The sequence below is a fragment of the Pseudomonas sp. FEN genome (assembly GCF_904067045.1).
In the GTDB taxonomy this organism is placed as follows: Bacteria; Pseudomonadota; Gammaproteobacteria; order Pseudomonadales; family Pseudomonadaceae; genus Aquipseudomonas.
Genome location: NZ_CAJFDC010000001.1, coordinates 310,981 through 332,778 on the forward strand (window position 1 = coordinate 310,981; position 21,798 = coordinate 332,778).

The 21,798-nt window shown below is 62.5% G+C and carries 18 protein-coding genes; 7 read left to right on the top strand and 11 right to left on the bottom strand.

Annotated elements, in window-relative coordinates; translation table 11 throughout:
• Positions 1 to 50: 50 nt before the first annotated feature.
• Positions 51 to 1,382, bottom strand: coding sequence for a dicarboxylate/amino acid:cation symporter (locus tag PFEN_RS01510; RefSeq protein WP_191485274.1), 1,332 nt, complete (start codon positions 1,380 to 1,382; stop codon positions 51 to 53).
• A 335-nt stretch (positions 1,383 to 1,717) separates the two neighbouring features.
• On the opposite strand from PFEN_RS01510, the gene PFEN_RS01515 reads away from it, so the two are divergent.
• A complete protein-coding gene (locus tag PFEN_RS01515) occupies positions 1,718 to 2,716 on the top strand; it encodes an AraC family transcriptional regulator (protein WP_191485275.1) in 999 nt (332 codons plus the stop codon).
• Positions 2,717 to 2,731: 15 nt separating this feature from the next.
• Here PFEN_RS01515 and PFEN_RS01520 read toward each other — a convergent pair whose 3' ends face one another.
• On the bottom strand, positions 2,732 to 4,078 hold the full coding sequence (locus tag PFEN_RS01520; protein ID WP_191485276.1) for an ATP-binding protein: 1,347 nt from the start codon (positions 4,076 to 4,078) through the stop codon (positions 2,732 to 2,734).
• On the bottom strand, positions 4,075 to 4,752 hold the full coding sequence (locus tag PFEN_RS01525; protein WP_191485277.1) for a response regulator: 678 nt from the start codon (positions 4,750 to 4,752) through the stop codon (positions 4,075 to 4,077). Before PFEN_RS01525 ends, PFEN_RS01520 begins: the two co-directional genes overlap by 4 nt.
• 328 nt (positions 4,753 to 5,080) lie before the next feature.
• Between PFEN_RS01525 and PFEN_RS01530 the strand changes: the two genes are divergently transcribed.
• Positions 5,081 to 5,872, top strand: coding sequence for a dienelactone hydrolase family protein (locus PFEN_RS01530; RefSeq protein WP_191485278.1), 792 nt, complete (start codon positions 5,081 to 5,083; stop codon positions 5,870 to 5,872).
• A 201-nt stretch (positions 5,873 to 6,073) separates the two neighbouring features.
• On the opposite strand, the gene yiaY is transcribed toward PFEN_RS01530, so the two are convergent.
• Positions 6,074 to 7,222 (bottom strand): L-threonine dehydrogenase, encoded by a 1,149-nt coding sequence (gene yiaY, locus PFEN_RS01535; protein WP_191485279.1) that lies wholly within the window; start codon positions 7,220 to 7,222, stop codon positions 6,074 to 6,076.
• A 273-nt stretch (positions 7,223 to 7,495) separates the two neighbouring features.
• Positions 7,496 to 9,121, bottom strand: coding sequence for a methyl-accepting chemotaxis protein (locus PFEN_RS01540; RefSeq protein ID WP_191485280.1), 1,626 nt, complete (start codon positions 9,119 to 9,121; stop codon positions 7,496 to 7,498).
• A gap of 189 nt (positions 9,122 to 9,310) precedes the next feature.
• Between PFEN_RS01540 and PFEN_RS01545 the strand changes: the two genes are divergently transcribed.
• Together PFEN_RS01545 and PFEN_RS01550 are read left to right on the top strand one after the other, a co-directional pair.
• Positions 9,311 to 10,315: a DUF4917 family protein gene (locus PFEN_RS01545; RefSeq protein WP_191485902.1), complete on the top strand. Its 1,005-nt coding sequence runs from the start codon at positions 9,311 to 9,313 to the stop codon at positions 10,313 to 10,315.
• Positions 10,316 to 10,352: 37 nt separating this feature from the next.
• Positions 10,353 to 11,309 carry a FecR family protein gene (locus tag PFEN_RS01550; protein ID WP_191485281.1) on the top strand — a complete coding sequence of 319 codons (957 nt, stop codon included), beginning with the start codon at positions 10,353 to 10,355 and terminating at the stop codon, positions 11,307 to 11,309.
• 25 nt (positions 11,310 to 11,334) lie between these two features.
• Here the strand turns inward: PFEN_RS01550 and PFEN_RS01555 are convergent, their stop codons facing one another.
• The 6 genes from PFEN_RS01555 to PFEN_RS01580 all read right to left on the bottom strand — a co-directional run bounded on the left by PFEN_RS01555 (position 11,335) and on the right by PFEN_RS01580 (position 15,818).
• Positions 11,335 to 11,640, bottom strand: a complete 306-nt coding sequence (locus tag PFEN_RS01555; protein WP_191485282.1) for a ribbon-helix-helix domain-containing protein — start codon at positions 11,638 to 11,640, stop codon at positions 11,335 to 11,337.
• Positions 11,641 to 11,654: 14 nt separating this feature from the next.
• Positions 11,655 to 12,236: a DJ-1/PfpI family protein gene (locus tag PFEN_RS01560; protein WP_191485283.1), complete on the bottom strand. Its 582-nt coding sequence runs from the start codon at positions 12,234 to 12,236 to the stop codon at positions 11,655 to 11,657.
• A 163-nt stretch (positions 12,237 to 12,399) separates the two neighbouring features.
• Entirely contained in the window at positions 12,400 to 13,617 is a 1,218-nt protein-coding gene (locus PFEN_RS01565) for a class I SAM-dependent methyltransferase (RefSeq protein WP_191485284.1), read from the bottom strand.
• Between the two features lie 167 nt (positions 13,618 to 13,784).
• Positions 13,785 to 14,402 carry a TPM domain-containing protein gene (locus PFEN_RS01570; protein WP_191485285.1) on the bottom strand — a complete coding sequence of 206 codons (618 nt, stop codon included), beginning with the start codon at positions 14,400 to 14,402 and terminating at the stop codon, positions 13,785 to 13,787.
• Positions 14,403 to 14,434: 32 nt separating this feature from the next.
• Entirely contained in the window at positions 14,435 to 15,139 is a 705-nt protein-coding gene (locus tag PFEN_RS01575) for a TPM domain-containing protein (protein WP_191485286.1), read from the bottom strand.
• Positions 15,140 to 15,206: 67 nt separating this feature from the next.
• Positions 15,207 to 15,818 carry a LemA family protein gene (locus PFEN_RS01580; protein WP_191485287.1) on the bottom strand — a complete coding sequence of 204 codons (612 nt, stop codon included), beginning with the start codon at positions 15,816 to 15,818 and terminating at the stop codon, positions 15,207 to 15,209.
• Between the two features lie 244 nt (positions 15,819 to 16,062).
• On the opposite strand from PFEN_RS01580, the gene bglX reads away from it, so the two are divergent.
• The 3 genes from bglX to PFEN_RS01595 all read left to right on the top strand — a co-directional run bounded on the left by bglX (position 16,063) and on the right by PFEN_RS01595 (position 21,604).
• Positions 16,063 to 18,354: a beta-glucosidase BglX gene (gene bglX / locus PFEN_RS01585; protein WP_191485288.1), complete on the top strand. Its 2,292-nt coding sequence runs from the start codon at positions 16,063 to 16,065 to the stop codon at positions 18,352 to 18,354.
• 158 nt (positions 18,355 to 18,512) lie between these two features.
• Positions 18,513 to 20,276: a sensor histidine kinase gene (locus tag PFEN_RS01590; RefSeq protein ID WP_191485289.1), complete on the top strand. Its 1,764-nt coding sequence runs from the start codon at positions 18,513 to 18,515 to the stop codon at positions 20,274 to 20,276.
• Complete coding sequence (locus tag PFEN_RS01595; RefSeq protein WP_191485290.1) at positions 20,273 to 21,604, top strand: sigma-54-dependent transcriptional regulator; 1,332 nt, start codon at positions 20,273 to 20,275, stop codon at positions 21,602 to 21,604. Before PFEN_RS01590 ends, PFEN_RS01595 begins: the two co-directional genes overlap by 4 nt.
• Positions 21,605 to 21,798: the final 194 nt, after the last annotated feature.

Consider the following 21,798-nt stretch of genomic DNA (forward strand, 5'->3'; position numbering starts at 1 on the left):
TGGCATAAAAAAACCCATCCGAAGATGGGTTTTCTTATAACCGCTGACGCTTACTTGACGCTGGGTGCCGGGCCTTCGGCGACTTCCAGATCGTCCAGTACGCGTTCGTCTTCAATACCGCGACCGCCGGAAGCCAGTTCCGTATGCAGCTTGTCTTCGTCCAACTCCTTGACCCACTTGGCCACCACCAGGGTCGCCACGGCGTTACCCACCAGGTTGGTCAGGGCACGGGCTTCGGACATGAAGCGGTCGATACCGAGGATCAGTGCCAGGCCGGCCACCGGCAGGTGACCTACGGCCGACAAGGTCGCCGCCAGGACGATGAAACCACTACCGGTGACGCCCGCGGCGCCCTTGGAAGACAGCAGCAACACCAGCAACAGGGTGATCTGGTGGGTGATGTCCATGTGCGTGTCAGTCGCCTGGGCGATGAACACGGCGGCCATGGTCAGGTAGATCGAGGTACCGTCGAGGTTGAAGGAGTAGCCGGTCGGGATCACCAGGCCGACAACCGATTTCTTCGCGCCCAGGCGCTCCATCTTGATCAGCATGCGGGGCAGGGCCGATTCCGAAGAGGAAGTACCCAGTACGATCAGCAGCTCTTCACGGATGTAACGAATCAGTTTCAGCACGCTGAAACCGTGGGCACGGCAGATGGCGCCCAGCACCACCACCACGAACAGCACGCAGGTGATGTAGAAGCAGATCATCAACTGGCCGAGTTGTACCAGCGAGCTCACACCGTAGGCACCGATGGTGAAAGCCATCGCACCCAGCGCACCGAGTGGCGCCAGTTTCATGATCATGTTGATGATGTTGAACATCACGTGGGCGAAACGATCGATGAAGTCCAGCACCGGCTTGCCGTAGGCACCCAGGCGATGCAGGGCGAAACCGAAGATCACCGAGAACATCAGCACTTGCAGGATATCGCCGTTGGCGAAGGCGCCGACGATGGTGTTCGGGATCACGTTCAGGATGAAGCCAACGACGCTCTGGTCCGCGCCAGCAGTGACGTAGGCCGCGACTTTCGAAGCATCCAGGGTCGCCACGTCGATGTGCATGCCGGCGCCCGGCTGGATGACGTTGACCACGACCAGGCCGATCAGCAGGGCGATGGTCGATACCACTTCGAAGTACATCAGCGCGTAGCCGCCGGTCTTGCCGACCGCCTTCATGTTCTGCATGCCAGCGATGCCGCTGACGACGGTGCAGAAGATGATCGGGGCGATGACCATTTTGATCAGCTTGATGAAGCCGTCACCCAGAGGCTTGAGAGCCACGGCGGCGTGTGGGTAGAAATGGCCGATCAGGATGCCGATAGCGATGGCTACGACCACCTGGAAATACAGGGATTTGTACAGGGGCTGACGAGTCGTCATTGCAAAGTTCCTCAAGAGATCACACGTCTGCTATCCATCAGCAACCGCGAGACCTGAAGCACGAACCCTCCTGCACCGGAGGGATTTTTGTTGTTTGTCGAACTGCGTGGGGCAGACCTCTCAACGCTTCGCAAAGCCCGTGCCACTTTTGCAAAATACCGGCAAAGCCTTTAGCCATCATGACTTCACGGCTTCATCGGTCCATCACGCTTACAGCATAGATGGCGGATTTCCGCCTATCCACCCCAAAGCACCCGAGGATTTGGCGGATATCCGCCTTGTCCCTGCAACGTATCCGTGACTAACATCGATCACTCAATGGACGGAACCGCCCCATGCGTGAACGCAGCATCGCCAGCCACTTCGCCCGCGCCGCCCTGGAAGGGGCGCGTCGCCAGGGTCATGATTGTTCGACCCTGCTGCAACGCCTGGGCATCGCCCCGCAGTGGCTCGACGAGCCGCGGGCACGCCTGGCGCCGGAGCAGTTCACACAGTTGCTGCAAGGGCTCTGGCTGGAGTTGGACGACGAATACCTGGGATTCGGCCAGAGCCGCTGCAGGCTCGGCACCTTCGCCATGATGATGCATGCGCTGATTCATTGCCCGACGCTGGAAAAAGCCCTGCACCGTGGCCTGCGGTTCTACGACCTGTTCCCCGACGCCCCGCGCCTGTGCCTGCGCCGTGAAGGCGACTGCGCGCGCCTGAGCCTGGACGCCTCGAACCTGTGGGACCCGGATCACTTTCTCAGCGAGTGCCTGCTGGTGATCTGGCACCGCCTGGGCAGTTGGCTGATCGGCCAGCGCATTCGCCTGCACGAGGCCCGCTTCGGTTACCCGCGCCCCACGCATGCCAGTGAATACGACCTGTTGTTTCCTTGCCCGCTGAGTTTCGACGCCACCGCCAGCAGCCTGTTGTTCAGTAGCCATTACCTGGACCTGCCGTTGCTGCAGGACGAACGCACGCTCAAGCAGTTCCTTGGTCGCGCGCCCGCCGATCTGCTGGCCCGTCCCGACGACGGCGACAGCCTGAGCAGCCAGTTGCGGCGTCTGCTCAGCCGTGATGCCGCGCGCTGGCCGGACCTGGAAGCCGTCGCCCAACACCTGCACATCAGCCCGCAGACCCTGCGGCGACACTTGCGCGAGGAAGGCACGAGTTTTCAGGCACTCAAGGACGAACTGCGACGGGACATCGCCATCTACCATCTGGGCCGCGGCGAACGGTCGTTGCAACAGATCGCCGAACAGCTTGGCTTCTCGGAACCCTCGGCCTTTCACCGGGCCTTCAAGAAGTGGACCGGCCTGACGCCCGGTGCCTATCGCGCCCAGGAACTGTAGACGCCGCCCCCGCGCTCATTGTGGTGGAAAATGAATCCGGAACGAGGCCCCACCCAGTGCCGAATCCCCCAGGGTCATCTCGGCGTCGTAGCTCTGGATAATGTCCTGGACCACCGCCAGGCCGATGCCCTGGCCCGGGTGCTGGCGGTCCAGACGTTCGCCGCGTTGCAGAATCCGCGCCCGCTGGTCGGACGGTACACCTGGCCCATCGTCCTCGACAGACACCTCAATCCCCTGCCCGCCTCGGCGCAGGCTGATCCGCACCTGGCTCAGGCACAACCGATAGGCGTTTTCCAACAGGTTGCCGAGGAGTTCCAGCAGCGCTCCCTGCTCGATCGGCACATGGCTGAACTGCGGCACGTCGATGACGACCTGCACCTGTTTGTCGCGATAGACCTTGTCCAGCGTGCTGCACAGGCTGTCGAGCACCGGCCGTAGCTCGACCTGATGTCGGACCAGGCCGCTCTTGCGCAGGCTGGCGCGCTGCAACTGGTAACTGATCTGTTGGTTCATGCGCTCGATCTGGCTCTGCAGGACCCTGGCCTGTTCGCGATCCTGGGGCCGCTGCGCCATGCCCTCGCTGACCCCTTGCAAGACCGCCAGGGGCGTTTTCAGGCTGTGGGCCAGATCGTCCAGGGAATCGCGATAACGACTGCGCTGTTCACGCTCGCTGCGCAACAGGCGGTTGAGCGAGCCGGTCAGGCGCAGCAGTTCGCGCGGGTGCTCCTCGCTGAGGCTTTCCAGCTCGCCGCTCTCGATCTGGTCCAGTTCCTGGCTCAGCCGCCGCAACGCGCGCAGGCCCCAGGTCAGGCCGAGCCAGAGCAACGCCAGAAGTACCGATAACGCCGCGCCAAAGCCCAGGTAGAGCTTCTCGCGCAGGCCGGCCAGGGTCATGTTGTACTCGCGCATCGGTTGCAGGGCGACAAAGCTGTAGGCGGCGCTCTTGCCACCGAGCAACTTGACCTCGACGTCGTAGACGAAGAATTCGTTGCCGTTGTCCTCGCGGATTTTCGCGAATTCATTGCCGCGCCCGTCATAGCGCGGGCGGTAATTGATGTGTTCTTCCTGGGTCGCCCGCGAACGCCAGACCAACTGCCCCTCGCGATCGAAGATATAGCCCAGCAGACGGCTGTCGGGCAGGTTGAATTTTTCGTCGGGCAGCAGATCGGGCATCTGCAGCTTCTGTTTTTCGATGCGCGCCGCGGAAATCAGGGTGGTCACATCCGAGGCCAGGCGTTGCTCGATGGAGTCCTGCAACGCCAGGCTGAAGGCTCCCTGCATCGCCGGCAGCAAGGCCAGCATGAACAGTATCGCCAGGGTGGTGGCGGCCAGCATCAGCCGCACCCGCAGCGAACGAATCACCGGCAGCGCTCGTTGAACAGGTAGCCCAGGCCCCGCACGGTATCGATCGGCTTGAACCCGACAGCCCCTTCCAGCTTGCGCCGCAAGCGCCCGACCAGGACTTCGATCACATTCGGATCACGCTCGTCGTCGTCCGGGTACAACTGCTCCATCAAGCGGTCCTTGGCCACCACCTGCTGGTGATGACGCATCAGGTATTCAAGGATCCGGTATTCATAGGCCGTCAGCGCCAAGGGCTGCTCGTCGAGGGAGGCCTGCTTGCGATTGAGGTCCAGCAACAGCGGGCCGGCGGTAATGGTCGACTGGGTGAAACCGCTGGAACGCCGCAGCAAGGCATTCATCCGCGCTTCCAGTTCCTCGAACTGGAAGGGCTTGACCAGATAGTCGTCGGCACCGGCGGCCAGGCCTTCGACCTTGTCCTGCCAGTTGCCGCGCGCGGTGAGGATCAGGATCGGGAAGACCTTGCCGTGCGAGCGCAGTTGACGGATCAGGTCCAGCCCACCCATGCCCGGCAGGCCGAGATCGATAACCGCGAGGTCATGATGGAACTGCTCGGTCTGGTACAGCGCCTCCTCGGCATTGCCCACCGCCTCGACCACATGGCCACCGTCACCCAGACGGGTCTGCAAGTGATGTCGCAACAACGCCTCGTCTTCTACCACCAGCAATTTCATAGTGCTCTCCCAACGCTACCGGCATCGCTTCGCCCATAACGGTAACTCAGTTCCGCCAAAGTGTTTCATGAAAGACACGGTCGGCCGGCAAGCAGCGGATTTCGCGCATCATCATTGATACAGAGTAAACAAACAGCCCTGAACTCCCCCTGAACACATTGGATCGACTAGGCTTGCTCGAGGCGCCCTATGCTGCGGGGGCAAGCTCGTTCGCGATGGGGGCACAGGCACGCCGTAGTATCCGCTATCCCGCGTTGTCGTTGACCACCATCGCGAGCAAGCTCGCGCCTACAATAATCAATCGCCCTGTTTTGTTGGAGAACCCGTGATGCGGCTTTTACTTGCTGTTTTTCTGCTCGGCCTCGGCACGCTGTCCCAGGCCGCGATCCAGACCCGGACAATCCCTTACCAAAGTCCCGACGGTACGAAGCTGATCGGCTATCTGGCCTATGACGACGCGATCAAGGGGCCCCGGCCGGGCGTGGTGGTCGTGCATGAGTGGTGGGGACTCAACGACTACGCCAAGCGTCGCGCCCGTGACCTCGCCGCCCTCGGTTACAGCGCCCTGGCCATCGACATGTATGGCGAAGGCAAGAACACCGAACACCCGAAAGACGCCATGGCCTTCATGCAAGCCGCGACCCAGGACAGCGCGGCCTCCAGCGCACGCTTCCAGGCCGGGCTCGACCTGCTGAAAAAGCAACCACAGACCGACCCGGGCAAACTGGCCGCGATTGGCTATTGCTTCGGCGGTGGCGTGGTACTCAACGCCGCGCGCCAGGGCGTGCCGCTGGCCGGCGTGGTCAGCTTCCATGGTGCCCTGGCGACCAACACACCGGCCACGCCGGGCGGCGTCAAGGCAAAAATCCTGGTGGAGCATGGCGCCAGGGACAGCATGGTCACTGCGCAAAACGTCAGCGCGTTCAAGGCGGAAATGGACAAGGCCGGCGCCGACTACCGCTTCGTCAGCCTGGAAGGGGCCAAGCACGGCTTCACCAACCCGGACGCCGATCGCCTGAGCCACGGCGACCATGGTGGCCCGGATATCGGCTATAACAAGGCCGCCGATAAAAGCTCCTGGGCGGATATGCAGGCGTTCCTGAAGAAGGTCTTTGGCTGATCGCCATTGCCTGAGCCGGGCTGCCCAAGGGCATCCGCTCAGGGAAATGGAACCTGGATAGCGCCCGCGAACCCTGTGGCCGGCTTGCCGGGACGCCGCACCGCGGCGATAGCGTCCAAACAGGCAGCGCAAGGCTCCAGGCACGGCAAAATATGTCCTTGGCACGCCAATCAGCCGTGCCAAGGGCAATATGACGCCGGATCAGAACGCGCTGCGGAAAATCTCTTCGATCTGCCGCTGATCCGCCGCCCGTGGGTTGGTCAGGCCGCAAGCGTCCTTCAAGGCATTGGTGGCGAGGATCGGAATGTCCTGCAACTTGGCGCCCAGCTCGCGCAGGCCGGCGGGAATCTCGACATCCTTGGCCAGACTGCGAATCGCCACGATGGCCGCCTGGGCACCCTCCTCGGCACTCATGCCGCGGGTGTCCGCATCCAGCGCCTTGGCCACATCACTCAGGCGTTGCGGGCAGACCAGCGCATTGAAACTCTGCACATGGGGCAGCAACACCGCATTGCACACGCCATGGGGCAAGTCGTAGAAACCACCCAACTGGTGCGCCATGGCATGCACGAAGCCCAGCGACGCGTTGTTGAACGCCATGCCCGCCAGGAACTGCGCATACGCCATGTTTTCCCGGGCCTGCAGATCGCTGCCGTCACGCACGGCCAGACGCAGGTTGGCGCTGATCAATTCGATGGCCTTGATCGCACAGGCGTCGGTGATCGGGGTCGCCGCCGTGGACACATACGCCTCGATGGCATGGGTCAGGGCATCCATGCCGGTGGCGGCCGTCAAGCCCTTGGGCATGGCCACCATCAGGGCCGGGTCGTTGACCGACAGCAGCGGCGTGACATTACGGTCGACAATCGCCATTTTCACGTGGCGCGATTCGTCGGTGATGATGCAAAAGCGGGTCATCTCGCTGGCGGTACCGGCGGTGGTGTTGATCGCCACCAGCGGCAGCTGTGGCTGGGCCGAACGATCGACCCCCTCATAATCGCGGATATGCCCGCCGTTGGTGGCGCACAGGGCGATGCCCTTGGCACAGTCGTGGGGCGAGCCGCCGCCCAGGGATACGACGAAATCGCACTGGCCGGCCTTGAGAGCCGCCAGCCCCTTCTCGACGTTGTCGATATTCGGGTTTGGCTTGGCGCCATCGAACAGCACCGAGTCGATGTCCTGCATCGCCAACAGCTCGGCAATCCGTGCAGCAACGCCGGCCTTCGCCAGACCTGCGTCGGTGACGATCAACGCCTTGCGAAAACCATAATTGCGAATCGCAGCCATGGCTTCGTCCAGGCAATCGATGCCCATAATGTTCACTGCGGGGATGAAAAAAGTGCTGCTCACGGTAAGCCTTCCTTTAACTGACTGACTCCTCCTAGCTTCAGTTGAAGCGCCTCGACACGCCTTGACCTGGCGCAAGAAAATCTCGGATCCAAACCAGCACGGGTAACTCCCCCCATTTATCTGGATCAACCCGCGCCAGCGATACGATTCGCCATCGACGCCAAAGGCCCGCAGGCCGCCTCGATCTTGAGACAGCCTTTGCGGATATCCGGGTCCATTTCACGTCTGCGAGCGGATGCGTCAAACACAGAGCCGAGGGCAGCCGCCAGCGCCTCAGATCGAGAACTGCGTCACGACCCTGTTCAGTTCCACCGCCAACTTGGACAACTCATGACTGGCGGCCAGGGTCTGGTTCGCCGCCGACGAACTCTGGATCGACAGGTCGCGGATACTGACCAGGTTCTGGTCCACCGAGCGGGCGACCTGGGCCTGTTCCTCGGAGGCGGTGGCAATCATCAGGTTACGGTCGTTGATCTCACTGATGGCCTGGGCGATCTCGGACAAGGCCGAACCGGCCTCATGGGCAATCAGCAGGGTCTTGCCGGCTTCTTCATTGCTGCGCTGCATCGACACCACGGCCTGCCCGGTACCGGCCTGGATGGTGCTGATCATCTGTTCGATTTCCTGGGTCGAGACCTGTGTGCGATGCGCCAGGGCTCGCACCTCATCGGCCACCACGGCGAAACCGCGGCCCTGTTCACCGGCCCGGGCGGCCTCGATGGCGGCATTGAGCGCCAGCAGGTTGGTCTGTTCGGCGATGGCGCGGATCACATCCAGCACCTTGCTGATGCTCTGCGCCTGTTGCGCCAGGGATTCGACCTCCTGCCCGGTGGATTTGACCGTCGAACTCAGGCTTTCGATGGAGGCGATCGTCTGGTGCACGCGGTCCGCCCCGGTACGCGTCGAGCGTTCGGAGCGCTGGGTGGACTGCGATGCCGCAACGGCATTGCGCGCCACCTCCTCGACGGCGGCGGTCATTTCGTTGACGGCCGTGGCGGCTTGGTCGGTCTCCAGGCTCTGACGCTGGATACCACGATTGGACTCATCGGTGACCGCACTCATTTCTTCCGCGGCCGAGGCCAGTTGCGCGGAGGAGTTGCTGATATGCCGAAGGGTATTTTTCAGGCTGGCCTGCATCGCGGCGGTCGAGGCCTGCAATTCGGCCAACTCGTCCTGGCCATCCACCACGACCTCGGTGCGCAGATCGCCTTCGGCGATTTTCCGCGTCGAGACGAGCAGCAAGCGTAGTGGGCCGGTCAGGCTGCGGGTAAAGATAATCGCCAGCGCGACAGTCAGGAAACAAGAAATGACGATGATGGCGATGGTCAGATAAAAACCGCCGTCGAACTGCTGCTGAGCCGTAATACCGGACTGTACGGCACCATCGTCATTGATTTTTTCCAGCGCCTCGAGGGTGGATTGCAGATCGTTGGCCAGGGGCGGCATCACGGTATTGAGCAGGTTGATCGCGGCTGCGGTGTCCTTCTCGCTGGCATCGCGCAGCACCTCGGCAAGTTTCTGCTCATAAAGGCCGACCTTGCTCTGCACTGCCTCGTAAATCGCTCGTTCCTCGGGGCTTGAGACCAAGGGCGCATAGGCCTTGATCTGCTGCTCGAGCGTCCCCTTGAGTTCCTGGATACGGGCAATTTCGCTCTGTTTCATCTGCGCATCGGTGGCCGTGACCAACCGAAAGCTCTCCAAGCGTATCCGATAGACGCTTACTTCAAGCCGTCCGGCCTGTCGCAGGCTGGCCATCCAGTTCTCCTGCAAATCGACCGCGGCCTCGCGAATCAGGTGCATTTTCCATAATGCCAACAAGCCCAAGGCAATCAACAGCAGTGTGACAACGGCAAAACTCAGAAAAGCACGCGTGGCTATTTTCAGGTTTCTGACTGGCATATCGATCACCCTTTATGTGGCATTCCATTGCACTGGAAAAAGCACCCAAAAGAGATATCACTACGATATCAGCGTAAAAGACGCCTCGTGAAAGAATCGTGGTGTGCCGAATGAGGGAATGACTCAAGAGGCACGTGTTAAAGTTAGCCGTTGATCCTCCATAGATACAGCAACCGACGAATGGCGACGATGGAATTCCAGGTATTTGATACAGCGCTAGAAGACTGGAACGCCCTGCGTGCCGAAATCCCGTTCAGTGGTCTGCTGATCGGCAACGGCGCGAGCCGGGCAATGTGGCAGGGGTTTGCCTACGACTCGCTGTTCGAAAAGGCCCAGACCACTCGCAACCGCCCGTTGGGGCTCAGCGAACTGGCGGTGTTCAAGGCCCTGGAAACCAGCAACTTCGAACAGGTGCTCAGTGCCCTGAAGAGCACCATCAGGGTCAATGCGGCCCTGACCATCAGCTCGTCATCGCCGCGTAATCGCTACTTCGCGATCAAGGAAGCGCTGATCCACGCGATACGCTCGGTGCACCTCCCCTGGAAGCTCGTGCAGCCCGAGAGCCTGGCGCGGATCAATGCCGAGTTGAGCCGCTACCGAACGCTGTACTCGAGCAACTACGACCTGCTCGCCTACTGGGCGATCATGCAGGCACCCGAGGCGTTCGACGACCTGTTCCGCACGGGCGACTCGACCTTCGACCTGGGCGACACCCACGCCCGCGGCACCCGTATCCTGTACCTGCACGGTGGCCTGCACCTGGTGAAGAACCTCGACGGCAGCACGCGCAAGCTGACGTCTTCGGAAAGTACCCTGCTGGGCAGTTTCGCGATCAACACCCTGGGCGATGTGCCATTGTTCGTCAGTGAAGGGAATGCCCAGGACAAGCTCAAGGCGATCCGTCATTCGGATTACCTGTCGTACTGCTACGGGCAGTTGGCCGCGCACCAGGGGGCCCTGTGCATCTTCGGCCACAACCTGGGCGAGCAGGACCGGCACATCGTCCAGGCCCTGCTGGATGCGCGGATCAACACCCTGGCCATCTCGATCCACCCGCGCAGCCAGGCATTCATCCAGCATCAGAAGCGTCACTTCAGCCAGCTGTTCGAGGGCCGGGAGGTGACGCTGCGGTTTTTCGATGCCAAGAGCCATCCGCTGGGCAACCCACAATTGCGGATCAGCCCCGAGACATGAGACACACGCCCTTGGTCGACGAATGAGAGCCGCCAACATGAGCCCCGCCATCGACAGTGCAGCCGATGAAATCAGCGTCGCCGCCCAAGCCGCGAGCTGGTTCGCCCGTCATCGCGACGCCCCCGAGCCGCGCTTGGACGAGGCGTTCGAACAATGGCGCGCGACGCCGGCTCATGCCCAGGCCTATGCTGAATTCGAAGCGCTCTGGGCGGACCTGGCGCAACTGCGCCAACTGAACCAGCCGGTGTTGCCGCCAGCACGGCGCAAGAACCTCTGGCGACCGGCCCTGGCCACGGCGACCGCACTATTATGTGCGTTGCTGACCCCCCAACTCGGCGCCAACACACCGTATCGGCACCAGGTCGCCGCCCATGCCCAGGGCACCCGCCTGCTGAAACTGCCGGACGGCAGCAGCCTGTACATCAACATCAATACCCAGCTGCGCATCAACTTCCGCGCCCAGCAACGAGATATCTACCTGGATCAAGGCCAGTTCTACCTGGAGGTGGCCGCTGACAGGGAGCGCCCGCTCTGGGTCCATGCCGGCAATGCCCGGGTACGGGTGCTAGGCAGCGCTTTCGATGTGCGACGCGGCCAACGCCAACTGGTGGTCAGCGTCGCCCATGGCCAGTTGGCCTTCGAACCCGAAGGCGATCCGAGCAGCGCCATCCTGCTTGAAGCGCGGCAACGGGCCATCTTCGACTACGCCAAGGGCACACTGCAACAGCGCCCCCTGAGCAACGAAGAGGTCGCCGAATGGCGCGGCGGCCACCTGACCTTTCACAATCGCGAACTGGTCAACCTGATCGACGAGTTGAACCTTTACCGCGGCAAACCGGTGCAACTGGCGGATGGCCCGCTGGCGCATTTCAAGGTCTCCGGGAGCCTCGACGCGCGGGACCCTGACGCCCTGCTCAATACCCTGCCCGCCTTGATCCCGGTGAAAACCGTGCCCCTGGAGGACGGCCAGGTCAGGATCGAAAGCCGAAAATAGCCGCCTGCCGGGAGTGCGCTGTGTTTCAACCAGCGTTCGAGCGGACCACGCTGAGCTCCGGGACCTGAGCCCGACGCTGGCTCAGGTAGCGGGTGCAACTGACCCGCAGGAAGGAGGCGAAATTCAGCACCTCCCCGCGAAAGTCCATCACTTCCTCGTAGAGCCGGGTGATCAACTGGTTGGTGGTCATGCCATCCGCTTCGGCGATCTCGCCGAGGATGTCCCAGAACTGGTTTTCCAGGCGCAAGGTGGTCACCACGCCACGGATACGCAGCGAACGGGAACGCGATTCGTAGAGAATCGGATCGGCCTTGACGTAGAGCTCGCACATGACCCAAACCTCGCTTACAAAGTGATCCTGGTACCCAGCAGCCCAAGGAACGCCGCCAGCCAGCTCGGGTGCGCCGGCCAGGCCGGGGCGGTGGCCAGGTTGCCCTGGACGTGGGCCTGGGTCACTTCGATATCGATATAACGACCGCCGGCCAGCCGGACTTCCGGGGCGCAGGCCGGGTAGGCGCTGCACTCGCGACCGTCGAGTATCCCCGCCGCCGCCAGCAACTGCGCGCCATGGCAAACGGCGGCAATCGGTTTGCCAGCCACGTCGAAGGCCTGGACCAGTTGCAGGACCTTGTCGTTCAGGCGCAGGTATTCCGGGGCACGACCGCCGGGAATCAGCAGGGCGTCGTAGTCGGCGGCATCAACCTTGGCGAAGTCGAAGTTCAGGGCAAACAGGTGCCCCGGTTTTTCACTGTAGGTCTGGTCGCCCTCGAAATCATGGATCGCGGTGCGTACGGTCTGGCCGGCGCTCTTGTCCGGGCACACGGCATGCACCTGGTGCCCGACCATCAGCAGTGCCTGGAACGGCACCATCACCTCGTAGTCTTCGACGTAATCGCCAACCAGCATCAGAATCTTTTTCGCGGCCATGGAACTGAACTCCTGTGGGATGAAAGACTGACAAGCGTATTCAAGGTAGACCCTGTGGCCGGCGATGGGTAATCGCCGGCTACTACGAAGTACCTTGCCGGCGATGGAGATGCCCGCCGCGCCGCTGCTATCGCCAGCAGGCTGGCGCCTACCGTTGAGCGTGTCAGCCCAGGTAGCCGTCCGCCCGCAACAGGGTTTCCAGGCAGTGTTCCCGGATGTGATAGAACGCCTTCAATTCCTCGATCTTCACCAGCAATTGCGCAGGGTCCAACGGTTCGGCCCGCTTGACCGCGAGGATCATCTTGTTCTTGTTGGTGTGTTCCAGGGAAATGAACTCGAAGACCTTGGTCTCGTAGCCGCAGGCTTCAAGGAACAGCGCGCGCAAGCTGTCGGTGACCATCTCCGCCTGCTGTCCCAGGTGCAGGCCATATTGCAGCATTGGCTTGAGCAACAGCGGGCTCTGGATCTGCAAACGGATCTGCTTGTGGCAGCACGGCGAACACATGATGATCGCCGCGCCCGAACGGATCCCCGTGTGAATCGCATAGTCGGTGGCAATGTCGCAGGCATGCAAGGCGATCATCACCTCCAGTTCGCTCGGCGCGACGCTGCGCACATCGCCGCACTTGAACAGCAGCCCCGGATGCTCCAGGCGGGCCGCCGCCGCGTTGCACAGGCTGACCATGTCCTCGCGCAACTCGACCCCGGTCACCTGCCCTTCGACCTGCAAGGTATTGCGCAGGTAATCGTGGATGGCAAAGGTCAGGTAGCCCTTGCCCGAACCGAAGTCCGCCACCCGCACCGGCTGGTCGAGCTTGATCGGGGAACTGCTCAGGGCATGGGAAAACACTTCGATGAATTTGTTGATCTGCTTCCACTTGCGCGACATCGCGGGAATCAGTTCGTGCTGCTGGTTGGTCACCCCCAGATCGGTGAGAAAGGGGCGACCGAGCTCCAGGTAGCGGTTCTTTTCACGATTGTGTTCGCCGGAGGGCACTTCCCGCGCCTGCTGGGCCTTGCCCTTGAACAGGGTGCTCTTGCCCTTCTTGCTGTACTCCAACTGCACCTCGTCGGTGAGCGACAGCAGATGTGCATTCTTGAAGGAAGTCGGCAGCAGCCCGGCAATGATCGCCAGGCCTTCGGCAACCGCGAAGTTCTTGGTGATATCACGGGTCTTGTAGCGATAGACAAAGGACAGGCACGCCTGCTCCTTGACCGTCACCTGCTTGACGATGAGCCGCTGCAGGTCCGCCTCGGCGCCCACGTACTTGGCCAGCACCAGCTTGATAAAAGCGTTCTGGCTCAGGCTGGTGTCGAGCAGGTCGAGAAATTGTGCGTGATGGTCCGGCACGGGCTGGGCGGGGTTTGCAGTAGCTGACATGGAAAAAGCGCCTCGGGCGCGCGGAATCTGGATAGGGAGAATGGCCGGCATTTTAGGCGGGATGGAACGCCGGGGCACGGGGTTATTTCGTCATTCATCCGATCACCCCGCCAGGACGCGCGCCTCGTCCGGCGCGCGGTTATCCATGCCGGCCGAGACGGCGGACGTCAGCCCAGCAGCACCAGACGGTTAGGCAACTCGTTACGCGCCTGGGTCACCGGTACATGGGCATTGAGCAGTTCGCCGCAGGACTCGACGCAAGCGATAAACCCCTGCAAGGTCTGTCCTTGCTTGACCCGCTCGGTGAAGGCCTTGACGATGGGCTCCCAGACGCTGTTGTCCAGCCGTCGGGAAATCCCCTCATCCACCAGGATTTCGACATGGCGCTCGGCTTCGCTGACAAAGATCAGCACCCCGGTATGGCCAACGGTATGGTGCAGATTCTGTTCGAGAAACTGCCGCCGCGCCAGGCTCGACGCCCGCCAATGCCGGACTGAACGCGGTATCAGCTGGCTGGTGATCGATGGGATGCGAAACACCAGGCACAACACGATAAAACTGCTCCATTGCACCGCCAACAGACTGTGGCTGTTCAACCAGCCGAAGGCAAAGTTGATGATCCCCGGCACCAGCAGCGCCAACAGGCTCGCCCACAGCAATGGGATATACGCGTAGTCGTCGGCACGCCGTGCCAGCACGGTCACCAGTTCCGCATCGGTCTGCTGCTCGACCCGCGCAATCGCTTCGGCGACCTGGCGTTGTTCGTACTCAGTCAATAAGGCCATGGTTATGCACGCTCTCTGATCATTATTGTGGATTACCAACTGCCCGATGAGCCGCCGCCACCGAAACTGCCGCCGCCACCGCTGAAACCACCGCCGGAACGTCCGCCACCGCCAAAGCCTCCCGAGCCGCCACTCCTGGGCCCGAAGCCCATCAGTTGCATGATCGCGCAGATCAGCACGAAGAGAACCATGAGGAAGCCGATCAATACCGGGTGCCGCGAACCGAAATCGCCTTCGGGCTCGGTTTTTTCCGGCAACGGACTGCCCAGTACCTTGAGCATGGCGTCGACCCCGGAACTGATACCGCTGGAAATAGCGCCGCGCTTGAACTGCGGCACGATCAACTGGTTGATGATCAGGGATGACTGGGCGTCGGTCAGGCGGTCTTCCAGGCCATAACCCACTTCAATCCGCACCTTGCGCTCGTCCCGGGCCACGATCAGTAGCGCGCCGCTGTTCTTGTCCTTCTGGCCGATGCCCCAATGACGCCCCAACTGGTAGCCATAGTCCTCGATGGTCTCGCCTTGCAGGTTCGCCACGGTCACCACCACGACCTGCTCGCCAGTGGCCTTTTCATGCGCCAGCAACTGCTGGCTCAAGGCCTCGCGTACCGGCGCATCGATCATCTGGGCGCTGTCCACCACCCGCCCGCTCAGTTCGGGAAACTGCAAATCGGCCCTGGCCGTCAGCGCCAGCGTGCACAGCAACAGCCACAGGGCGCCTTTGAAAATACGCATGCCGACCTCGTTCATGATGAAGCAGGGGCAAGCGTTATCACGCACCGGCGCGGTAACGCTCGTCGGGTTACTGGAACTTCACCTGCGGCGCTTTATCGGCGTCCTGGGTCGTCGCCTCGAACGTCGGGCGCAGCGGCATGTTGCTGTACATCAGGCTGTGCCAGAGGCGGCCGGGAAAGGTACGGATCTCGGTGTTGTACTTTTCCACGCTGAGGATGAAATCACGCCGCGCCACGCTGATGCGGTTTTCCGTGCCTTCGAGCTGGGACTGCAACGCCAGGAAGTTCTGGTTCGACTTCAGGTCCGGGTAGCGCTCCGAGACCACCATCAGGCGACTGAGCGCGCCGGTCAGCTGACCCTGGGCATCCTGGTACTGCTTGAGCTTCTCGGGATTGTCCAGGGTGCTGGCATCGACCTGGATCGAGGTGGCCTTGGCGCGCGCCTCGACTACCGCGGTCAGGGTTTCCTGCTCCTGTTTCGCATAGCCCTTGACCGTTTCCACCAGGTTCGGGATCAGGTCCGCGCGCCGCTGGTACTGGTTCTGCACCTGGGCCCAGTTGGCTTTCACTTGCTCATCGTAAGTGGGGATGTTGTTGATACCGCAACCGGCCAGCAATGTCGCCAGCAATGCCAGTACGACAAACCTGCCACTTGAACGGAACCCCTGTTGTGCGTGCATGCTCGAAACACTCCTTAAAAGGCAAAAAAGGGAAAAGCCCTAGGATTTTTCGTACCAGGGACTCAGGCATAATCCGTCACCGCCACTGGAATGTGTGAAGGCAATCAGCTAAAAGATGCCCAGCGCGAAAAACAGTTCATAACTGTGCTGAATTATTAGCACAACAATAGTCGCTCCCTATAACTAAACAGCCCGGCCAGTGCGCAATGATTGGTCGCCGGACCGGGCCCCGAGATAATCATTCATGAAGAAGCTGTGTTTGCTGGGCCTTGCTATTGGCCTGGCCAGTCTCCCGGTAGTGGCCGACACAAAGCCCGCCCCCATTGAAAACAAGGACGCCTTCATCGCCCAACTGATGAAGCAGATGACCCTCGAGGAAAAGATCGGCCAGTTGCGCCTGATCAGTATCGGCCCGGAAATGCCCCGGGAACTGATCCGCAAGGAAATCGCCGCCGGCAACATCGGTGGCACCTTCAACTCCATTACCCGTCCGGAAAACCGTCCGATGCAGGACGCGGCCATGCGCAGCCGGCTGAAGATCCCGATGTTCTTCGCCTATGACGTGATCCACGGCCACCGGACCATTTTCCCCATCAGCCTGGCCCTGGCCTCCAGTTGGGACATGGACGCCATCGGGCGTTCCGGGCGCATTGCCGCCCAGGAAGCCAGCGCCGACAGCCTCGACATCACCTTCGCGCCGATGGTCGATATTTCCCGTGACCCGCGCTGGGGCCGGACCTCCGAAGGCTTCGGCGAGGACACCTACCTGGTCTCGCGCATCGCCAAGGTGATGGTCCACGCCTACCAGGGCAAGAGCCCGAGCGAAGCGGACAGCATCATGTCCAGCGTCAAGCACTTCGCCCTCTATGGCGCGGTGGAAGGCGGTCGCGACTACAACGTGGTCGACATGAGCCCGGTGAAAATGTACCAGACCTACCTGCCACCCTATCGCGCCGCGCTCGACGCCGGCGCGGGCGGGGTGATGGTCGCGCTGAACTCGATCAACGGCATCCCCGCCACCTCCAATACCTGGCTGATGCAGGACCTGCTGCGCAAGGAATGGGGCTTCAAGGGCCTGGCGGTGAGCGACCACGGGGCGATTTTCGAACTGCTCAAGCATGGCGTCGCCAAGGACGGTCGCGAAGCAGCCAAGCTGGCGATCAAGGCCGGCATCGACATGAGCATGAACGACTCGCTCTATGGCAAGGAACTGCCGGGACTGATCAAGTCCGGCGAAGTGCCGCAAAGCGACCTGGACAACGCCGTGCGTGAAGTGCTCGGCGCCAAGTACGACATGGGGCTGTTCAAGGACCCGTACCTGCGCATCGGCAAGGCCGAGGACGACCCGGCCGATACCAACGCCGAAAGCCGCCTGCACCGTGCCGATGCCCGGGATGTGGCGCGCCGCAGCCTGGTCCTGCTGAAGAACCAGGGCCAGACCCTGCCGCTGAAGAAATCGGCGAAGATCGCCCTGGTCGGCCCCCTGGCCAAGGCCCCGATCGACATGATGGGCAGTTGGGCCGCCGCCGGTTTGCCGGCGCAATCGGTCACGCTGTTCGACGGCATGAACAAGGCAGTCGGCGACCCGAGCAACCTGATCTACGCCCGTGGCGCCAATATCACCGAGGACAAGAAACTCCTCGACTACCTGAACTTCCTCAATTTCGACGCGCCGGAAGTGGTCAACGACCCACGTCCGACCGCTGAATTGATCGCCGAAGCGGTCAAGGCCGCCCAACAGGCCGACGTGGTCGTGGCGGCGGTCGGCGAGTCGCGGGGCATGTCCCACGAGTCGTCGAGCCGCACCGACCTGAACATCCCGGTCAACCAGCGTGAACTGATCAAGGCCCTCAAGGCCACCGGCAAACCGCTGGTGCTGGTGCTGATGAACGGCCGTCCGCTGACCATCGGCCACGAGCAGGACCAGGCCGATGCCGTGCTGGAGACCTGGTTCAGCGGCACCGAAGGCGGCAATGCCATCGCCGACGTGCTGTTCGGCGACTACAACCCGTCGGGCAAGCTGCCGATCACCTTCCCGCGCTCGGTCGGCCAGGTGCCGATGTACTACAACCACCTGACCATCGGCCGACCGTTCACACCGGGCAAGCCGGGCAACTACACCTCGCAGTACTTCGACGAGGAAAACACCCCGCTGTATCCCTTCGGCTATGGCCTGAGCTACACCGATTTCAGCCTGAGCAACATGGCGCTGTCTTCGACCACGCTGAACAAGAGCGGCAAGCTCGATGCCAGCATCACGGTCAAGAACACCGGCAAGCGTGATGGCGAGACCGTGGTGCAGTTGTATATCCAGGATGTCGCCGGTTCCATGACCCGTCCGGTCAAGGAGCTGAAGAACTTCCAGAAGGTGATGCTCAAGGCGGGCGAGCAGAAGGTCATTCACTTCAGCATCGACGAGAACGACCTGAAGTTCTACAACACCCAATTGAAGTACGCCTCGGAACCCGGCAAGTTCAATGTGCAGATCGGCCTGGACTCGCAGGACGTGACGCAGCAGAGCTTCGAGTTGTTGTAAACCCTGCCACGGGCCGCTCTTGTGGGAGCGGTGCTTGCCCGCGAAGCTTCTGGCGACCTCAAGGTCCCTTTCGCGGGCAAGCAGCGCGCCCACAAGTCAGTGCCCGGCTGATTCGACATGTTATCTTTCCCGCCCCTGTCCAGCCTGTCGTTGCCCGTATGTCGCCGCTTCCCCGTTACCTGCGTCTGGCGCTCTACACCCTGCTGATTCTTGCCGGCACCGTCCTCGCCGCCGGTTGGGCCATGCATCGCGCCGAACAACAAGCCCTGGTCGACGACGCCGCGCGCGGCAAGACGCAACTGACGCTCTACGCCAATGCCCTGCACACCCTGATCGAACGCTACCGCGCCCTGCCCGCGGTGCTCGCCCTCGACCCGCAACTGCGCGCGGCCCTCAGCGGCCCGATCGACGCGACACAACAGGACGCCCTGAACCGCAAACTGGAACGAATCAACGGCGCGGCGCGCTCTTCGACCCTGCAACTGCTGGACCGCAACGGCCTGTCGGTGGCCGCCAGCAACTGGCGCCTGCCCAGCAGCTACGTCGGTCACAACTACGGCTTTCGCCCCTACTTCAGCCAGGCCCGCGTCGATGGCAGCGGGCACTTCTATGCCGTGGGCGTGACCAGCGGTATTCCCGGCTACTTTCTCGCCAGCGCGGTGACCGGCGACAACGGCGAGTTCCTGGGCGCGATGGTGGTGAAACTGGAGTTCCCGGAGCTGGAGCACGAGTGGAGCAAGGGCAACGATACGCTGCTGGTCAGCGATGCCCGCGACATCGTGTTCATTGCCAACCAGCCCGGCTGGCGCTATCGCCTGCTGCGACCGTTGCACGACACCGACCGCAGCGAAATCGGCAGCACCCGGCAATACGACAAGCAGTCCCTCAGCCCCCTCGACTATCGGGCCTTGCAGGTGTTCGACGAGAATAGCTACCTGACCCGGGTCGACGGCCCGGACGGCAGCGCCGACTACCTCTGGGAATCCCTCGCCCTGCCTCCGGAAAACTGGACCCTGCACCTGCTGCGCAAACCGCAGATGGCCGCCGAGGAGCGGCGCAATGCCGGTCTCGCCGGTGCCGGGCTGTGGCTGGCGCTGGTGTTCCTGCTGCTGTTCCTGAGCCAACGCTGGCGCCTGGCGCGCCTGCGTCAACGCAGTCGCGAAGAGTTGGAGCGCCTGGTGGAAGAACGCACCCGCGACCTGCGCACCGCCCAGGACGGCCTGGTGCAATCGGCCAAGCTGGCGGCGCTGGGGCAGATGTCCGCCGCCCTCGCCCATGAAATCAACCAGCCGCTGACCGCCCAGCGCATGCAGTTGGCCACCCTGCGTCTGCTGCTCGACCACGGTCGGATCGACGCGGCCTACCAAGCCCTCGAACCCCTGGACCAGATGCTCAGTCGCATGGCGGCCCTCACGGGCCACTTGAAGACCTACGCCCGACAGAGCCCCAGCGGCCTGCGCGAGCCCCTCGATCTGGCGGGCGTGGTCGACCAGGCATTGCAGTTGCTGGACCCACGCCTGCGCGCGGACGCGGTCAGCAGCGTGCTGCACCTCGCCCGCCCGGCCTGGGTCCGCGGCGATGCCATTCGCCTGGAGCAAGTGCTGATCAACCTGTTGCGCAACGCCCTGGACGCCATGCACGACAAGCCGCTCAAACGCCTGGAAATCCGGATCGAGGCCCGCCCACCGTCGTGGTTGTTGACCGTGGGCGACAGCGGCGGTGGCATCGCCGAGGAACATCTGGCGAAGGTCTTCGACCCGTTCTTCACTACCAAACCAGTGGGCGAGGGGCTCGGGTTGGGGCTGGCGGTGTCCTACGCCATCGTCCATGAACTGGATGGCCGCCTGAGCGTTGAAAATCGTCATGGCGGTGCATACTTCAGCCTGACCCTGCCGATTGCCCCGGAGATGCCCACCCGATGAATTCCGTGATCGTGGTCGACGACGAGGCCAGTATCCGCACAGCCGTCGAGCAGTGGTTGAGCCTGTCGGGATTCCAGGTGCGGGTCTTCAGCCGCGCCGAAGAATGCCTGGCGCAACTGCCGCGGGACTTTCCCGGGGTGATTCTCAGCGATGTGCGCATGCCCGGCATGGGCGGCCTGGAACTGCTGGCACGCTTGCGGGAACACGACAGCGACCTGCCGGTGATCCTGCTGACCGGCCACGGCGATGTGCCCATGGCGGTGGAAGCCATGCGCGATGGCGCCTACGACTTCCTGGAAAAACCCTTCAGTCCGCAGACCCTGCTCGCCAGCCTCGCCCGGGCCCTGGAGAAACGTCGCCTGGTGCTGGAGAACCGTCAGTTGCATGAACAGGCCGACCAGCGCTCCCGACTTGAGCGCAGCCTGCTGGGAGTTTCCCGTAGCCTGCAGACCCTGCGTCGGCAGGTGCTGGAGCTGGCGGCGCTGCCGGTCAATGTGCTGATCCGCGGCGAAACCGGCAGTGGCAAGGAGTTGGTCGCCCGTTGCCTGCATGACTTCGGACCGCGGGCCGACAAGCCATTTGTCGCCCTCAACTGCGCGGCGATTCCCGAGGCGTTGTTTGAAGCGGAACTGTTCGGCCATGAAAGCGGGGCCTTCACCGGCGCCCAGGGCAAGCGTATCGGCAAGCTGGAATACGCCGATGGCGGTACCCTGTTTCTCGACGAAATCGAAAGCATGCCGCTGGCCCAGCAGGTGAAGCTGCTGCGGGTGTTGCAGGAACAGAAGCTGGAACGGCTGGGTTCGAACCAGAGCATCGCGGTGGACCTGCGCGTCGTCGCGGCGACCAAGCCCGACTTGCTGGACGAGGCCCGGGCCGGGCGTTTCCGCGAGGACCTGGCCTACCGCTTGACGGTGGCACAGTTGCGCCTGCCGCCGTTGCGTGAGCGGCGCGAAGATATTCCGTTGCTGTTCGAGCACTTCGCCTACAGCGCGGCCGAGCGCATGGGGCGGACCTCGACGCCGTTGGGCGGGCCGCAGCTGAGCCGCCTGCTGAGCCATGACTGGCCGGGCAATGTCCGGGAACTGGCCAATGCCGCCGAACGCTCGGTACTCGGCCTCGGCGAGCCGGAACCCGAAGCCATCGATCCGGGCCAATCCCTGGCGGCGCAGCAGGAGGCCTTTGAAGCGCAATGCCTGCGTTCGGCCCTGACCCGGCACAAGGGCGATGTCAAAGCGGTACTCGAAGAACTGCAACTGCCGCGCCGCACCTTCAACGAAAAGATGCAGCGTCATGGTCTGGCGCGCGAGATGTTCCTCAAGGACGACTGACTCCCCCTTGTGATGAGCGGGCTTGCTCTAATGCCGTCAGTTGAGAGCGATCTTAAGTCTGGCCGAATTTTGTGGCGAGCGGGCTTGTCCGCGCTCGGCTGCGAAGCAGCCGTAAAAACAGACATCTCGTTCTACCTGACACACCGCAACCACCGGTTTCAGGGCCGCTTCGCGCCCCAGCGCGGGCAAGCCCG

Excerpts from the sequence above, each read along its gene's own strand:
- PFEN_RS01510 (WP_191485274.1), bottom strand. The coding sequence starts at position 1,382 with ATGACGACTCGTCAGCCCCTGTACAAATCCCTGTATTTCCAGGTGGTC.
- PFEN_RS01515 (WP_191485275.1), top strand. The coding sequence starts at position 1,718 with ATGCGTGAACGCAGCATCGCCAGCCACTTCGCCCGCGCCGCCCTGGAA.
- PFEN_RS01525 (WP_191485277.1), bottom strand. The coding sequence starts at position 4,752 with ATGAAATTGCTGGTGGTAGAAGACGAGGCGTTGTTGCGACATCACTTG.
- PFEN_RS01530 (WP_191485278.1), top strand. The coding sequence starts at position 5,081 with ATGCGGCTTTTACTTGCTGTTTTTCTGCTCGGCCTCGGCACGCTGTCC.
- PFEN_RS01540 (WP_191485280.1), bottom strand. The coding sequence starts at position 9,121 with ATGCCAGTCAGAAACCTGAAAATAGCCACGCGTGCTTTTCTGAGTTTT.
- PFEN_RS01545 (WP_191485902.1), top strand. The coding sequence starts at position 9,311 with ATGGAATTCCAGGTATTTGATACAGCGCTAGAAGACTGGAACGCCCTG.
- PFEN_RS01550 (WP_191485281.1), top strand. The coding sequence starts at position 10,353 with ATGAGCCCCGCCATCGACAGTGCAGCCGATGAAATCAGCGTCGCCGCC.
- PFEN_RS01555 (WP_191485282.1), bottom strand. The coding sequence starts at position 11,640 with ATGTGCGAGCTCTACGTCAAGGCCGATCCGATTCTCTACGAATCGCGT.
- PFEN_RS01560 (WP_191485283.1), bottom strand. The coding sequence starts at position 12,236 with ATGGCCGCGAAAAAGATTCTGATGCTGGTTGGCGATTACGTCGAAGAC.
- PFEN_RS01565 (WP_191485284.1), bottom strand. The coding sequence starts at position 13,617 with ATGTCAGCTACTGCAAACCCCGCCCAGCCCGTGCCGGACCATCACGCA.
- PFEN_RS01570 (WP_191485285.1), bottom strand. The coding sequence starts at position 14,402 with ATGGCCTTATTGACTGAGTACGAACAACGCCAGGTCGCCGAAGCGATT.
- PFEN_RS01575 (WP_191485286.1), bottom strand. The coding sequence starts at position 15,139 with ATGCGTATTTTCAAAGGCGCCCTGTGGCTGTTGCTGTGCACGCTGGCG.
- PFEN_RS01580 (WP_191485287.1), bottom strand. The coding sequence starts at position 15,818 with ATGCACGCACAACAGGGGTTCCGTTCAAGTGGCAGGTTTGTCGTACTG.
- bglX (WP_191485288.1), top strand. The coding sequence starts at position 16,063 with ATGAAGAAGCTGTGTTTGCTGGGCCTTGCTATTGGCCTGGCCAGTCTC.
- PFEN_RS01590 (WP_191485289.1), top strand. The coding sequence starts at position 18,513 with ATGTCGCCGCTTCCCCGTTACCTGCGTCTGGCGCTCTACACCCTGCTG.
- PFEN_RS01595 (WP_191485290.1), top strand. The coding sequence starts at position 20,273 with ATGAATTCCGTGATCGTGGTCGACGACGAGGCCAGTATCCGCACAGCC.